Annotated in this window: 13 protein-coding genes; 9 read left to right on the top strand and 4 right to left on the bottom strand. The window is 49.5% G+C overall.

What is annotated here, in order from left to right:
* Window positions 1–2: 2 nt before the first annotated feature.
* The 4 genes from chbR to ACLBVC_RS03910 form a co-directional block, all read right to left on the bottom strand.
* Entirely contained in the window at window positions 3–839 is an 837-nt protein-coding gene (gene chbR, locus ACLBVC_RS03925; protein ID WP_410148234.1) for a transcriptional regulator ChbR, read from the bottom strand.
* Between the two features lie 14 nt (window positions 840–853).
* A complete protein-coding gene (gene chbA / locus ACLBVC_RS03920; protein ID WP_410148233.1) occupies window positions 854–1,201 on the bottom strand; it encodes a PTS N,N'-diacetylchitobiose transporter subunit IIA in 348 nt (115 codons plus the stop codon).
* Window positions 1,202–1,264: 63 nt separating this feature from the next.
* On the bottom strand, window positions 1,265–2,623 hold the full coding sequence (gene chbC, locus ACLBVC_RS03915) for a PTS N,N'-diacetylchitobiose transporter subunit IIC (protein ID WP_152326755.1): 1,359 nt from the start codon (window positions 2,621–2,623) through the stop codon (window positions 1,265–1,267).
* Window positions 2,624–2,746: 123 nt separating this feature from the next.
* Window positions 2,747–3,067: a PTS sugar transporter subunit IIB gene (locus ACLBVC_RS03910; protein WP_195826036.1), complete on the bottom strand. Its 321-nt coding sequence runs from the start codon at window positions 3,065–3,067 to the stop codon at window positions 2,747–2,749.
* 429 nt (window positions 3,068–3,496) lie between these two features.
* Between ACLBVC_RS03910 and ACLBVC_RS03905 the strand changes: the two genes are divergently transcribed.
* From ACLBVC_RS03905 to ACLBVC_RS03865, 9 genes are all read left to right on the top strand, one after another.
* The gene (locus tag ACLBVC_RS03905; protein ID WP_410148231.1) at window positions 3,497–4,519 is read left to right on the top strand and encodes a LacI family DNA-binding transcriptional regulator; all 1,023 of its coding nucleotides are present in this window, start codon (window positions 3,497–3,499) and stop codon (window positions 4,517–4,519) included.
* Between the two features lie 565 nt (window positions 4,520–5,084).
* A complete protein-coding gene (locus ACLBVC_RS03900) occupies window positions 5,085–5,810 on the top strand; it encodes a gluconate 2-dehydrogenase subunit 3 family protein (protein ID WP_410148229.1) in 726 nt (241 codons plus the stop codon).
* Window positions 5,811–5,855: 45 nt separating this feature from the next.
* Window positions 5,856–7,625, top strand: coding sequence for a GMC family oxidoreductase (locus ACLBVC_RS03895; RefSeq protein WP_410148227.1), 1,770 nt, complete (start codon window positions 5,856–5,858; stop codon window positions 7,623–7,625).
* 15 nt (window positions 7,626–7,640) lie between these two features.
* Entirely contained in the window at window positions 7,641–8,906 is a 1,266-nt protein-coding gene (locus ACLBVC_RS03890) for a c-type cytochrome (protein WP_410148225.1), read from the top strand.
* A gap of 223 nt (window positions 8,907–9,129) precedes the next feature.
* Window positions 9,130–9,876: a GntR family transcriptional regulator gene (locus tag ACLBVC_RS03885; RefSeq protein WP_410148224.1), complete on the top strand. Its 747-nt coding sequence runs from the start codon at window positions 9,130–9,132 to the stop codon at window positions 9,874–9,876.
* A gap of 13 nt (window positions 9,877–9,889) precedes the next feature.
* A complete protein-coding gene (locus ACLBVC_RS03880) occupies window positions 9,890–10,363 on the top strand; it encodes a PTS sugar transporter subunit IIA (protein ID WP_410148223.1) in 474 nt (157 codons plus the stop codon).
* The gene (locus ACLBVC_RS03875; RefSeq protein WP_410148222.1) at window positions 10,360–10,647 is read left to right on the top strand and encodes a PTS sugar transporter subunit IIB; all 288 of its coding nucleotides are present in this window, start codon (window positions 10,360–10,362) and stop codon (window positions 10,645–10,647) included. The genes ACLBVC_RS03880 and ACLBVC_RS03875 overlap by 4 nt, the downstream gene beginning before the upstream one ends.
* Before the next feature lie 77 nt (window positions 10,648–10,724).
* The gene (locus ACLBVC_RS03870) at window positions 10,725–12,083 is read left to right on the top strand and encodes a PTS galactitol transporter subunit IIC (protein WP_410148220.1); all 1,359 of its coding nucleotides are present in this window, start codon (window positions 10,725–10,727) and stop codon (window positions 12,081–12,083) included.
* A complete protein-coding gene (locus ACLBVC_RS03865) occupies window positions 12,076–13,584 on the top strand; it encodes an FGGY-family carbohydrate kinase (RefSeq protein WP_410148218.1) in 1,509 nt (502 codons plus the stop codon). Before ACLBVC_RS03870 ends, ACLBVC_RS03865 begins: the two co-directional genes overlap by 8 nt.
* Window positions 13,585–13,618: the final 34 nt, after the last annotated feature.

Raw genomic sequence — 13,618 nt, 5'->3', positions numbered from 1 at the left:
ATTTAGTTAATGCTGAACAATTTCTTCCTGTAATGATTCGGCGTAAATGAAGTCAGCTTTTTGAAATTCTTAATAAACATACTCGGGCTGCTGTAACCGGACTCAAATGCAATATCGGTGACGGAGTAGTTCGTAATTTCCAGCTGCTTCTTCGCAAAATCAATACGAATTTCATTGATGATTTGCATCGGCGTTTTGCCGTAATGACGCTGCGTGGCGCGGGTCAGATATTCCTGCGACTTACCGGATAACTGCACCATATTGGTTAGAGCTTTGTCCCCGAAGCGCGATTTATCATGCATTTTCTCAACCGCCATCGTCAGCCAGCCCGGAATATCCGCTGTCACTTCCGACTCACGATGATGGCGCAGACGGTTAACGATATAAAACGTCACCATCTCAAGAAATTCGTTGAACTCGCCGTTACGAAAATTAAGGGACGCCGTGACGGACTCAATATAATTCAGAAATTCGTGGTTTATCTTATAAACCTGCGACGCAATAAACTGTGCCGGTAACAGGGCCAGATAATGTTGTTCAAAAAAAGCTTTACTGATGCCGACATTCAGTATTCTTGTCGCACCAAATTCATAAAAGCTTTGATGATTTGAACCCAGAGGAATAAAAACGAAATCTCCGCGCTCCAGCAATACCCTTTTCCCGTTGACGTTCTGGTAATACCGCCCCGTCAGCACCACGGTAAATTCGTAGTAATCATGTTCATGCAGCCCGGAAATACTCTCTACTTTGTTGTAGATGAACATGTGGAAATTTTGACCGTCGAAGAGTTGATTTTCGCGCGCTGTCTTGATTTCCATGCTCAATACCTGTGGCTGCATCCTGGATCCCTACGTTATTTTATTTTCTCATGAAGCTCAATGAGTTCTGCGATCAGTTCGCGGGCCAGCATCGATGTCATCAGATGATCCTGCGCGTGTACCAGCACCAGGCTGACTTTGGTTTTCCCTTCACCCTGATCGCCTTCAATCAGTTTGGTCTGCACCAGATGCGCCTCGTTCAGCGCCATTTTTGACTGCGCCATCACCGCGCGCGCTTGCTCAAAATCGCCCTCTTTGGCTTTTTTCAGTGCCGCGTACGCCAGGCTGCGCGCCTGTCCGGAGTTAATGATCAACCCCATCACCACTTCTTCCAGATCCTGCAATTCGGTTTCATTCTCAACAATGCTGTCTAAATCAAACATCTTTATCTCTCCTTGAAAGTCCGCTGAGTGGCGGGACATATATCGTCCCGCTTTCAGGTCAGATTAGAATTTTAGGGCCGCCGCAATGTCTTCTTCGCTTTCTTCTTCTTCAATGATCGCCTGTGCCTTGTTAGACAGAATCACGAAAGGCATGTAAACCAGCGTGGCGACACCGAGGTTGAACAAGGCGACCAGCAGAGCTGCAATGCTGCCGTTACTGTTGAAAAACGCACCCAAACCGGTCGGCATGGTCCACGGTGCAAGGTTGGTGACCGGCGGAATGATGCCCATACTGTAGGCCGCCAGCGTGATAGCGGCCAGAATCGGCTGCACCAGCACGAACGGGATGAACATCACCGGGTTCATGATAATCGGCAGACCAAACAGAATCGGTTCGTTAATCTGGAAGATGCCTGACGGCAGTGCCAGCTTCGCCACCTGACGGTGATCTGCACGGCGTGATGCAATAAAGATGGCGATAATCAGACCCAATGTAGCCCCGGAACCGCCCAACAGAATGTAGGAATCGAGCATCGGTTTGGCCCAGAAGTGGAAGGTCTTACCCGCTTCAATCGCCGCACTCACGGAACCGTATTCGGTGTACAGCGCGATGTTTTCCAATGCCCACGGGGTCATGATGCCGTTGTCGAGCGCGGTCAGCGCCAGAGAACCATGCACACCAAAGAACCACAGCAGTGAGTTGAAAATAACATACGCCCAGCCTACTACGCTTCCCATTGACGCCAGAGGCTTGGAAATGGAATCCATAATAATCTGGTGGAAGTTGTGGCCATACAATCCGAGCAACCAGGAAATCACCCCGAATATAAACAGAATAATAAAGCCTGGAATTAACGCAGAAAATGAACGTGAAACAGACGTTGGTACGCTGGCCGGTAATGTAATCACCCAGTTCCGGCGAATAACAAACGTAAACATTTCGGCAACGACCAGCCCGATCACCATCCCCGAAATAATATTCGCGCCGCCTAACCAGTTTGCGCCAACGGCATAGGCTTCACCTACGCTATAAGGTGTGACTGTCATAAATGCGGCGACGGCTAATAAACCCGCAGAAAGCGAATCGACTTTTCGCTCTTCGGCTAACGCCATCCCGATAAAGAACGGCGCCATCAGCGACATTATTCCGAGCGTACCGTTATAAACGTTAATCCCGATGGTTTTTAATCCCGCCAGTGTTTCTATGGTTGACGGATCTAAACGAACACCTAAGGAATAAAAGAAGGAACCGGCACCGAAGTTCAGGAATACGTTATTAATTAAAACGAACATAGCGCCAGCCAGTGTCAGCGGCATTAATTTGATGAAGCCATTTTTGATGGCATTAATGTGGGGCTGCTTACCTATTTTTACCGCAAACGGGAGAAGTATCTTTTCAAGTGAATCAATGGCTTTGCTCATTGGCATTTTCCTTTAAAGCCGCCTTCCGGCGGCAAGGTATGAAATTCGCTCTTTGACTGGAGTTCTCTTTGACTTAAAAATGCTAATCACTGCTAATTTAAAATTGACGCAAAAAATTGAAACTTACTGTGCTGCTGCTTTTTTGATCGCAGCAACCGCTGCTTTCAATACACCCAATCCATCAATTTTCCCGTAGAGGGCAGAATCAATCACTTCAACCGGCTTGCCCGGTAATACCTTCTTAATTTCTTCCAGCATATAACCAATTTGTGGCCCGAGAAGGATCACATCTGCTGCGTGGCCTTTTTCGGCGGCCAGCGTTTCAGGAAATGCTTCAATAATGACAGGCACTTCGTATTTCTCAGCCTGAACCTTCATTTTAGAAACCAGCAGAGAAGTGGACATTCCGGCGGAACAAAACAAATAAATGACTTTCTTTTCCATAATGAAAACCCTCGTATTCCGTATAGAGTGCAGGTCTGACAACGGATCCTTCTTTATCTGTCATTACTCAGTTTCAGCAGATAAAGGAAGATAGTTAATTGTTTCTGCTTGAGAGAAGTATACGGCATCACTTCCGGCAGGGATAATTCTGAACTTATAGAAATTGTCTCTCCTTGACCATCGCCCATGACTCCCTTCACGTTTTGGGCAAATAATTCGCGGAAATAATTAAGATCCCCGTTTACAGGGTCACTGCGACAGGCTGCTGAGGAGCAGATGAAAGGGTAAGAATTTTCCTTCTAAAATTGATATCTGTCTGATAACAGCGTTTTAACACTTTGGGTCTATCGTCCCTCATTTTCTTGTGAGAAACTCCTAATGATTGCGCAAACATTCGTAGTTTGAACTTGCAAACCAGTGAGCAATACATTGAATACTATAATAAAGAATCACACAGGTCGTTCCCGTACGGCCACGCTTGAAGATGTCGCCAGAGAAGCCGGTCTTTCACCGATGACGGTCAGCCGGGCGCTGAATAATCCCAAGGTTGTGCGCCCAGCAACCATCGCCAGAGTCATGGAAGCCGTGAACGTGACCGGGTATATCCCCAATATGCTGGCAGGCGGGCTGGCGACCAGCCGCACGAAGCTGATCGCTGTGGTTGTGCCGCAGATTAACAACAATATGTTTGTCGATACCGTTCAGGCGATCAGCGATGAACTGGGAGCACGCGGCTACCATATGTTGCTGTGTATTGTCGGTTACGAGCCGGACGCAGAAACAGAGATTGTCGCCACCCTGCTCTCACGCCGTCCGGACGGCATCGTTTTGACCGGTATTCATCATTCGTCAGATCTGAAAAGAATTATCCTCAACGCCAATATTCCTGTCGTGGAAATCTGGGATTTAACCCCGACGCCGATTGATATGCTGATAGGGTTTTCCCATGAAAAAGTCGGCAATGCGATTGGCGAATACTTCCGTGAGAAAGGCTTCACACGTTTTGGTTTTATCTGTGCTTCGGACCGCCGTGCCGTGGTGCGCAAGAATGGCGCAATCTCCATATTACGCACACAACCCGGCACGGAAATCCGTGAAATGATGGTGTCGCTGCCTGCCAATATGGAAGTCGGACGCATAGCGCTGAAAGAGATGATTTCCGGCGGTGAGCGTTTCGATGCGATCATTTGCAGTTCCGACACGCTGGCGCAAGGGGTGATCATGGAGGCGGAAGCGCAAGGCCTGCGCGTGCCCGACGATTTTTCCGTGATTGGTTTTGCGGATTTAAATTTTGCGGCCCATAACCGGCCTTCGATCACGACTGTCAGCGTAGATAAGTGGGAGCTGGGGATCAAAGCGGCCAGTATGCTGGCGGACAGAATTGAAGGAATTAAGGTTGAAGAACCGATTGTGGATACAGGGTACAGGTTGGTGATCAGGGAATCCGCTTAATTTTTGGGCTCGCCGCCCAAAAGGGCTTAAAGGTCAAAACCGTTTTGCTTTGCTCCTCCCCCTGCGAAGGGGGAAGGAGGAAAAACACCGGCATCAATCTTTCGAATTACATAGTTTCTGGCCGCTTTCAAAACGGCGTCGGGTAAGTAGTGAGAAGCGGCGGCGAACCCAAGGTCTTGGTATTGACCTTAAATATAAACGTTAACTTTATTCCATTTCCCAAATGTTATAAATGTTAGCTAACATTACTCTCAACAAATAACATTAACTTTCCTTCCGGAATTATATTGACCTAAATTTAACCGGAATTACCCGGCGTTATTCTTTGATAAGAAATGCTAAATACCCGCAACTACACATCCAAACCAAATAATCACAACTCACTGTTTTATAAAAAATTTAAACTCACAATTGATATATGGAAACATAAGAAATATCTCCTCCTCACATTCATTGTGGAAATTAGTCATTTATTTTAAATGTAGCGGTGATATTATAAATTTGTACCCCAAAATAATAACAATTAACCCAAACTTAACATCAGGCATGTGAGAGTCGTCATTCTATGCTCCTTCAAAAGAAAACTACCCGTCGCAAGTTTTTACTTGGGTCGCTGATGGCGTTGCCCGTCGGCACCATCATGATGAAAGGGTTGTCCGCGGCGCAGGCTGCTGAAATGGCCGCCCCGGATTTACTCGATTATAAACCCGTGTTTTTCAGCGCGGATGAGTGGCAGTTTATTATGGCCGCCGCTGACCGTCTGATCCCCGCAGGAGGCAAAGGGAAAGCGCCCGGCGCGCTCGAAACCAACGTGCCGATTTTTATCGATCAGCAAATGCATGGCGATTTCGGCGAAGAGATCTATATGCAGGGGCCGTTTAACGTTCACGCGCCCGCGACCATGGGGTATCAGATCCCCTTCCGTCCTCAGCAAATCTACAAAACCGGTATTCGCCTGGCGAACAGCTGGTGTCAGCAAAATCATCAGAAAGACTTCCACGCGCTCTCCGATCAGGACAAAGACAACGCCCTGACGCAGCTCCAGAAAAACGGCATCCGTTTTGCCGATATGGGCGAAGAGAACCTGGTCGCGTCGCAATTCTTCGGGGAACTGCTTTCCGATACCAAACATGGCTATCTGGCAGATCCGATTTATGGCGGCAACAAAGGCATGAAAGCGTGGATTGCCATCGGATTCCCCGGAGCACGCGCCAGCTTTACGGAGTGGGTGAAACAACACAACGTCCCTTATCCGCTGGGGCCGGTGAGCCTGCAAGGTGCCCGCGCCTGAGCGCCGGACGCTATTTCCGTTTTCTGATGACTGACAGGATTAAAGATGGCACAAGTAATTAAACCAGAAGTCGACGTCGTCGTCGTCGGCCTCGGCTGGGCGGGCTCGCTGATGAGTATCGAGCTGGCAATGGCCGGTCTGACCGTGCGCGCACTTGAACGCGGCGGTGACCGCGGGTATGAAGAATTCGCTTACCCGAAACCGGCGGATGAATACGCCTACGCCGTACGTAACAAAGTGATGGCGACGCCTGCCGAAGCGGCGGTGACCGTGCGTTACAACATGAGCGAAACCGCGCTGCCAACCCGTAAATGGGGCGCATTTGCGCCGGGTACGGGCGTTGGCGGTTCCGGTCTGCACTGGACGGCCGTTCTTATCCGCCCTACACCGACCGATTTAAAGCTCAAAACGTATGCCGATGAGGCGTATAAACCGGGCATTCTGCAGGAAGACATGCGGATCATGGATTTCCCGTTCACCTGGGATGAAATCGAGCCGTATTACACCAAATTTGAGCACATTTGCGGGCAGTCGGGCAAAACCGGCAACCTGCGCGGCCAGATTATGGAAGGCGGCGACCCGTTCGAAGGGCCACGCTCAGAGCCGTATCCATTGCCTGCGCTGGAAGATACGCTCAACAGCAGCATGTTTGCCGAAGTGGCAAAAAAAATGGGTTATCACCCGTTCCCGAACCCGTCTGCCTGTGTGTCCCGCGCCTGGACCAACCCGTACGGCAACCAGATCGCACCGTGTAACTACTGCGGCTATTGCAGTAAATATCCGTGCCTGAACTACTCAAAAGCTTCGCCGCAGACGGCCGTCATGGACGCACTGAAACGCATGAACAACTTCTCTTACGAAGTCCACGCCAACGTGCTGAAAGTCGAATTGCATGACGACAAGAAAACCGCCAAAGGCGTGATCTACAGGGATGCGCAGGGCAACGAATGCTTCCAGCCTGCGAAAATTGTGGTGCTGAGCAGCTTCCAGTTCTGTAACGTCCGCCTGATGCTGCTTTCCGGGATCGGCAAACCCTACAACCCGATCACCGAAGAAGGCGTGATTGGCCGTAACTACGCGTTCCTGAGCAACGGCGGCTCCACGCTGTTCTTCAAAGACAAAAACTTCAACCCGTTCGCCACCGCGGGCGCCACCGGCCAGATGATCAACGACATCTCTCCGGGCAACTTCGACGGCCCTGCTCTGGGCTTTATCGGCGGCGCGAAAATCCACAGTTCTCAGGCCACCGGCACGCCAATCAGTACGTCTCTGCCAAAAGGCACGCCGGCGTGGGGCACGGGCTGGAAAGAAGGTATGGAAGAGTGGTACGGCCATTCGATGAAAATCAGCATCACCACCACCTGCCAGTCTTATCGCGATATTTATCTGGATCTCGATCCGAACTACAAAGATGAATACGGCTATCCGCTGCTGCGTATGACCTTCGACTGGAAACAGAACGAACTCAAACTTCAGCAATATCTGAAAGGGATCGTGGGCAATATCACCAAAGAGCTGAACCCGGACAGCTACAGCGAAAGCTTCCTGCCGATGGACGCACACTTTGACCTGACCAAATACGTTTCGACGCACAACGTCGGCGGCGCGGTCATGGGCGATAACCCGAAAACCTCCGCGCTGAACAAATTCCTGCAAAGCTGGGATGTGCATAACGTCTTTGTGCCGGGCGGCAATGCGTTCCCGCAGAACTTCCAGGCGAACCCGACGGATACCATCGGCGCCATCACGCTGATGGCCGCGCAGGCGATTAAAGATCAGTATCTGAAAAATCCTGGTCCACTGGTACAGGCATAAGCGGAGATGAACAGGATGAAACTTAAAAGTTTATTTATCGCGAACGCCCTGCTGCTGGGCACCGGGCTGATGGCAAATGCGCAGGCGGCGGATGATGCTAATAACGCGCAGCTCATCAAACAGGGCGAGTACGTCGCGCGTCTGGGTGACTGCGGTGCGTGCCATACGGTGGCGGGTAAACCGGAGTTTTCCGGCGGCCTGGCGATTAATTCAAATCTGGGGACCATTTATTCGACGAATATTACGCCGGATAAAGAACACGGGATCGGCGTTTATACGGAATCGCAATTCTCGGACGCCGTGCGTAAAGGCGTGCTGCCGGATGGCACCCGTTTGTACCCGGCGATGCCGTATCCGGATTACGCCAAAATCAACGATGAAGATATGCACGCGCTTTACGTCTACTTCATGCAGGGCGTGAAACCGAGTGCTGAACAGCCGCCGGAAACAGACCTGAGTTTCCCGTTCAGCCAGCGCTGGGGCATGCGTTTCTGGAACTGGGCATTCGCGTCGGATAAACCGTTCCAGCCGATTGGCGCCGCGTCCGCTGAAGTGAACCGTGGCGCGTATCTGGTCGAAAGCCTCGGACACTGCGGCAGTTGCCACACGCCGCGCGGTCTGGGGATGAATGAGAAGGCGCTGGACAGCAGTGACTCCGATTTCCTCGCGGGCGGCAGTCTGAATAACTGGGACGTTCCGTCGCTGCGCGGCGTGGCGCACTGGGATCAGCAGGAAATCGTTGATTATCTGGGCAAAGGGCGCAACGACAAAGCGGCCGTTGGCGGTGAAATGACGTCAGTGGTGGAGAACAGCACCGCGCACATGACCGATGAAGATCTGAAAGCCATTGCCGCGTACATCAAGTTCCTGGGCGGCAATCCGCCGGTTCCGGCACCGGAAACGCAGAAAACCAGCGCGACCGAAGCCAGACTAACAGCGGCGAAAAACCTCAGTGAAGGCGAGCGTTTGTATCTGGATAACTGCGGTGCCTGCCACTTTGTGACCGGCAAAGGCGCACCGGGCGTGTTCCCGCAGCTGGATCAGGCAACGATTGTGAATGCTAAAGATCCGACTGGCCTGATCCACACGATCCTCGCCGGTGCCCAGCAACCGTCAACTGCACGCGCACCGTCAACACTGGTGATGCCGGGCTTTGCGGGCCGTCTGACCGATGAAGAAGCGGCGCAGTTGTCGACCTTTATCCGTCAGGGCTGGAGCAACAACGCACCCGCGGTAACAGCGAAAGACGTCAGTGAAGTCAGAAAAACGCTGACCCACTAATTTCGTTGCCCGCCAGATATCGCGTTTCAAATCAAAACGGCTTTCCTGCGGGAAGGCCGTTTTTTGTGTCTGAAGTTTGTGATTTACATCACGGAAAAGTGATCTGGTTTTGAACACCAAAACTGTGACTCCCTCCCATCCCCCATTCCTAAAAATTCTCTATCATAAACTCCAGGTTGTACATGATTGTCTATAGACAACTCTAAACGTTCAGGTGCGCGCCATGAAAATGTTGAGTAAAAATTCACAAACGCCGTTGTACCAGCAAGTTGTGGAGTGGATTAGAGAAAGCATTTATAGCGGTGAACTGGTCGAAGATGACCGGATCCCCTCTGAGTACCAGATCATGGATATGCTGGAGGTCAGCCGGGGAACCGTTAAGAAAGCTGTTAATCAGTTAGTCCGCGAAGGCGTTTTGGTTCAGGTTCAGGGCAAAGGAACCTTCGTGAAGAAGGAAAATGTCGCATATCCGTTAGGTGAAGGATTGCTCTCTTTTGCGGAAGCTCTGGCAAGCCAGAAGATAAACTTTACTACCAGCGTCATCACTTCCCGGCTGGAGCCCGCTAACCGCTTTGTGGCAGAAAAACTGCGTATCAAACCAGGGCAGGATATCTTATTTCTTGAACGCCTTCGATCAATCGGCGATGAAAAAGTCATGCTGATTGAGAACCGTATTAATATTGAGCTTTGCCCCGGAATTATTGATATTAATTTCACAAAAGAAAATTTATTTCCAACAATTGAAAGATTGTCTGATAAGAAAATAAGTTTTTCTGAAAGTCGCTATGCCGCCAGGCTTATTGGCAATGAGAGGGGGCATTATCTTGATATTGGTGATGATGCACCTGTTCTTCATCTGGAACAACTGGTCTTTTTCTCAAGAGAATTGCCCGTTGAATTCGGTAATGTCTGGTTAAAAGGCAATAAATATTATCTTGGCACTATTTTGCAGCGCCGGGAAGCAAACTAGAAAAGGGGAAATTATGCAGGGTATTAATTTTCACCGTCATTATGTTCAACACCTTACAAGAGAGGTGAGTCAAAATGACATTATCAGTGCTCTTGCCAGGCCATTAATTAATGATGGGATGGTCGTTCCTGATTTTACAGAACACGTCATTGCACGAGAACGAGATTTTCCGACAGGTTTGCCGGTGGAACCTGTCGGGGTGGCCATTCCACATACTGACCATAAACATGTTCGTCAGAACGCAATCAGTATCGGAATACTGGCTGAACCCGTCAGTTTCGAAGACATGGGCGGAGAGACGGATCCTGTCCCTGTCCGGGTGGTGTTCTTGCTTGCTTTAAGTGAGAGCAATAAACAGCTCAATGTTCTTGGTTGGGTTATGGATATCATACAGGACGGGAATTTTATGCAGGAACTACTTGTCATGAATGCTGAGGATATCTTTCAGTCTATTTACAAAAAATTATCTGACAGAGGTGAATTATGAGTCAAATGATACTGTTCGTTTGTGCAACAGGTATTGCAACCTCCACGGCAGTAGCGGAAAAAGTCATGGAGTATTGTAAAGAAAATGGACTTAGCGTTAATTATTCTCAGACAAATGTCGCTTCGCTACCGAATAATACTGACGGGGCCACACTGATTGTTTCGACAACTAAGGTGCCTTATGAACTGGATATTCCTGTCGTTAATGGTTTGCCGATAATTACCGGTGTGGGCGAAGATAAAGTGCTTGAAAGAATTGTTTCTATTCTCAAAGACCAGAACTGATTTTATAAATAATAATCCACATAGATATTCCCAGGCGCTAACGCGAAGTCTGGTTATGTCTGAAGAAGAGGTAAAATATGAATGATATAGCGCATACCCTCTATACCGTTGTGCAATATGTATTAGGTTTTGGTCCAACAGTGTTATTACCACTGGTTCTATTTTTTCTTGCCTTATTTTTCAAAGTCAAACCTGCAAAAGCACTTCGGTCTTCGTTAATTGTCGGAATAGGCTTTGTCGGAATTTATGCCATCTTTGACATTCTTACCAGCAACGTAGGCCCGGCGGCACAGGCAATGGTTGAACGAACGGGTATCAGTCTTCCTGTTGTCGATTTGGGGTGGCCGCCATTAGCTGCAATTACCTGGGGATCTCCAATCGCTCCCTTTGTCATTCCACTGACAATGCTGATTAACGTCGCCATGTTGGCACTCAACAAAACCCGGACTGTCGATGTGGACATGTGGAATTACTGGCACTTTGCTTTAGCAGGAACGCTGGTTTACTACAGCACAGGGAGTTTTGTTCTTGGGCTATCTGCTGCTGGTGTTGCAGCAATCGTGGTCCTTAAACTGGCAGACTGGTCAGCACCCTTAGTGGCGAAGTACTTTGGTCTGGAAGGTATTTCTCTTCCGACTCTGTCGTCCGTTGTCTTCTTTCCCGTGGGGCTGTTGTTTGACAAAATCATTGACAAGATCCCCGGGCTTAACCGCATTCACATTGATCCTGAGAATGTGCAGAAAAAGTTGGGCATCTTTGGTGAACCCATGATGGTTGGGACAATCCTGGGTCTCCTGCTGGGTATTATTGCCGGATATGACTTTAAGCATGTCCTGCTTTTGGGCATCAGTATCGGCGGTGTCATGTTCATTCTTCCCCGTATGGTACGCATTCTGATGGAAGGCTTGCTGCCTCTGTCTGAAGCCATCAAGAAATATCTGAATGCCCGATATCCGGGCCGTGACGATCTGTTTATCGGGCTGGATATTGCGGTAGCAGTAGGGAATCCGGCGATTATTTCGACCGCCCTGATCTTAACGCCAATCTCTGTCTTCATTGCTTTTCTTCTTCCTGGCAATAAAGTTCTGCCGTTGGGTGATCTCGCAAACCTGGCTGTAATGGCTTCAATGATTGTACTGGCGTGTCGTGGCAATATTTTCCGAGCGGTGATTACTGCCATTCCGGTCATCGTTGCCGATTTGTGGATTGCGACCAAAATTGCGCCATTTATTACGGGCATGGCAAAAGACGTTAATTTCAAGATGGCAGAAGGATCGAGCGGGCAGGTCTCAAGTTTTCTTGACGGGGGTAACCCTTTCCGCTTCTGGCTGCTTGAGATCTTCAACGGAAATATCATTGCGCTCGGTCTGGTCCCGGTGATTGCACTGCTTATCTATGGTGTCTTTCGTCTGACAAAAGGAACGGTTTATGCCTGATTATCACGCAGCGCTTGTCATCGATATTGGCACAACCAACTGCAAAGTCAGCTGCTATTCCTGTCATGACGCAACAGTGCTGGAAGTCCGCAAATTTCCAACCCCCAAGAAGGAATTGCAACCCGGAGAGGTAGATTTCGATATCGAAGAGTTGTGGCAAGCATTGCGACGGATAATGGCTGGACTCGTCACTTGTTCGCCGTTTCCGGTGACCCAGATCAGCATTGCGAGTTTTGGTGAGTCAGGTGTGTTTGTGGATAAAAACGGAACCATCCTGACGCCGATGCTGGCCTGGTATGACCGGCGAGGCGAATCCTATCTCGCCTCGCTGAGCGAAACTGAAACCAGAGAATTGTACGCAATAACGGGCCTGCCGCCTCACAGCAACTACTCGGCGTTCAAAATGCGCTGGTTACTTGACCACTGTTCACTGCATGAACGCAAAGACATCTGCTGGTTACATGCCCCGGAAGTCTTGTTATTACGGCTGACGGGTGAGAGAAAAACGGAAATCTCTCTGGCCAGCAGAACATTATGTCTGGACGTTACCCGCCGAAGCTGGTCGCGCAAAGCGGCGGCGATACTCGGCGTCCCTTTCGATGTCCTCGCTCCGTTGATTACGCCAGATCAAGTGGCCGGATGGGTTACGCCAGCGCTCAGAAATGATCTGGGGATTTCTCATGAGGTAAAAGTCACACTCGCGGGTCACGATCACATGGTGGGGGCGCGTGCATTGCAGATGCAGCCCGGTGATATTCTGAACTCAACAGGGACGACAGAGGGTATTCTTTTGCTGAATACTCAACCGACTCTTCATTCACATGCGAGAAGGGATAAGTTGGCTAATGGTTGTTATTCGGCAGACGGATCCTTTACGCTTTTTGCTTCCCTCCCGGTCGGTGGCTATGCGTTCGAATGGGTACAAAAAACGTTTCGTTTAACCGATGAGGAAATGTGCAGTGCCCTGGAAAAGGCAAGGGATGACTACCTTCGGCCTTCCTGGTCTGCCGATCAGGTCCCCGTGTTTATTCCCCATTTACGGGGATCTGGTTCGCCAAATAAAAATCGTCATGCGCGAGGCCTGATGTATGGCCTGACAGATTCATTGCCGCCGGAAACTCTCCTTGAAAGCGTGTTTATCGGTCTGGTAATGGAATTCGCACAGTGTTACGAGTGCTTTAACCTACCCGTGGGTAAACCCGTTAAGGTTATTGGCCCGGCAGTGAAAAACCCTTACTGGTTGCAATTGAAAGCTGACGTTTTGCAGTGCCCTGTCGAGGCCATCGCTTTTGATGAAGCCGTCTCCGTCGGGGCTTTATTAATAGCGTGTCCCGAGGTGGCACTTCCGCCAATAACACTAACCGCGCGCTATGTTCCTGATCCGAATCGTTCGGCTAAGTTAAAAATATTTCAGCGGCAATGGTTGTCTTTTTATCGATTTAAATTACAGCATGAGGGAGTAAATACTGAAAATCCCTGTGAAAACGAAGTCGTTCGCTAATTAATTAATCCTTATTTCTAAAAAACATTAGGAG

The sequence above is a fragment of the Rahnella selenatireducens genome (genome assembly GCF_046449555.1).
GTDB lineage: Bacteria > Pseudomonadota > Gammaproteobacteria > Enterobacterales > Enterobacteriaceae > Rahnella > Rahnella selenatireducens.
Note: the sequence above shows the minus strand (reverse complement) of the source record. Positions and strands in the feature narration are given on the sequence as shown.

Bases quoted from the DNA above. Each gene is read 5' to 3' on its own strand.
- chbR (WP_410148234.1), bottom strand. From the start codon at position 839: ATGCAGCCACAGGTATTGAGCATGGAAATCAAGACAGCGCGCGAAAAT.
- chbA (WP_410148233.1), bottom strand. From the start codon at position 1,201: ATGTTTGATTTAGACAGCATTGTTGAGAATGAAACCGAATTGCAGGAT.
- chbC (WP_152326755.1), bottom strand. From the start codon at position 2,623: ATGAGCAAAGCCATTGATTCACTTGAAAAGATACTTCTCCCGTTTGCG.
- ACLBVC_RS03910 (WP_195826036.1), bottom strand. From the start codon at position 3,067: ATGGAAAAGAAAGTCATTTATTTGTTTTGTTCCGCCGGAATGTCCACT.
- ACLBVC_RS03900 (WP_410148229.1), top strand. From the start codon at position 5,085: ATGCTCCTTCAAAAGAAAACTACCCGTCGCAAGTTTTTACTTGGGTCG.
- ACLBVC_RS03895 (WP_410148227.1), top strand. From the start codon at position 5,856: ATGGCACAAGTAATTAAACCAGAAGTCGACGTCGTCGTCGTCGGCCTC.
- ACLBVC_RS03890 (WP_410148225.1), top strand. From the start codon at position 7,641: ATGAAACTTAAAAGTTTATTTATCGCGAACGCCCTGCTGCTGGGCACC.
- ACLBVC_RS03885 (WP_410148224.1), top strand. From the start codon at position 9,130: ATGAAAATGTTGAGTAAAAATTCACAAACGCCGTTGTACCAGCAAGTT.
- ACLBVC_RS03880 (WP_410148223.1), top strand. From the start codon at position 9,890: ATGCAGGGTATTAATTTTCACCGTCATTATGTTCAACACCTTACAAGA.
- ACLBVC_RS03875 (WP_410148222.1), top strand. From the start codon at position 10,360: ATGAGTCAAATGATACTGTTCGTTTGTGCAACAGGTATTGCAACCTCC.
- ACLBVC_RS03870 (WP_410148220.1), top strand. From the start codon at position 10,725: ATGAATGATATAGCGCATACCCTCTATACCGTTGTGCAATATGTATTA.
- ACLBVC_RS03865 (WP_410148218.1), top strand. From the start codon at position 12,076: ATGCCTGATTATCACGCAGCGCTTGTCATCGATATTGGCACAACCAAC.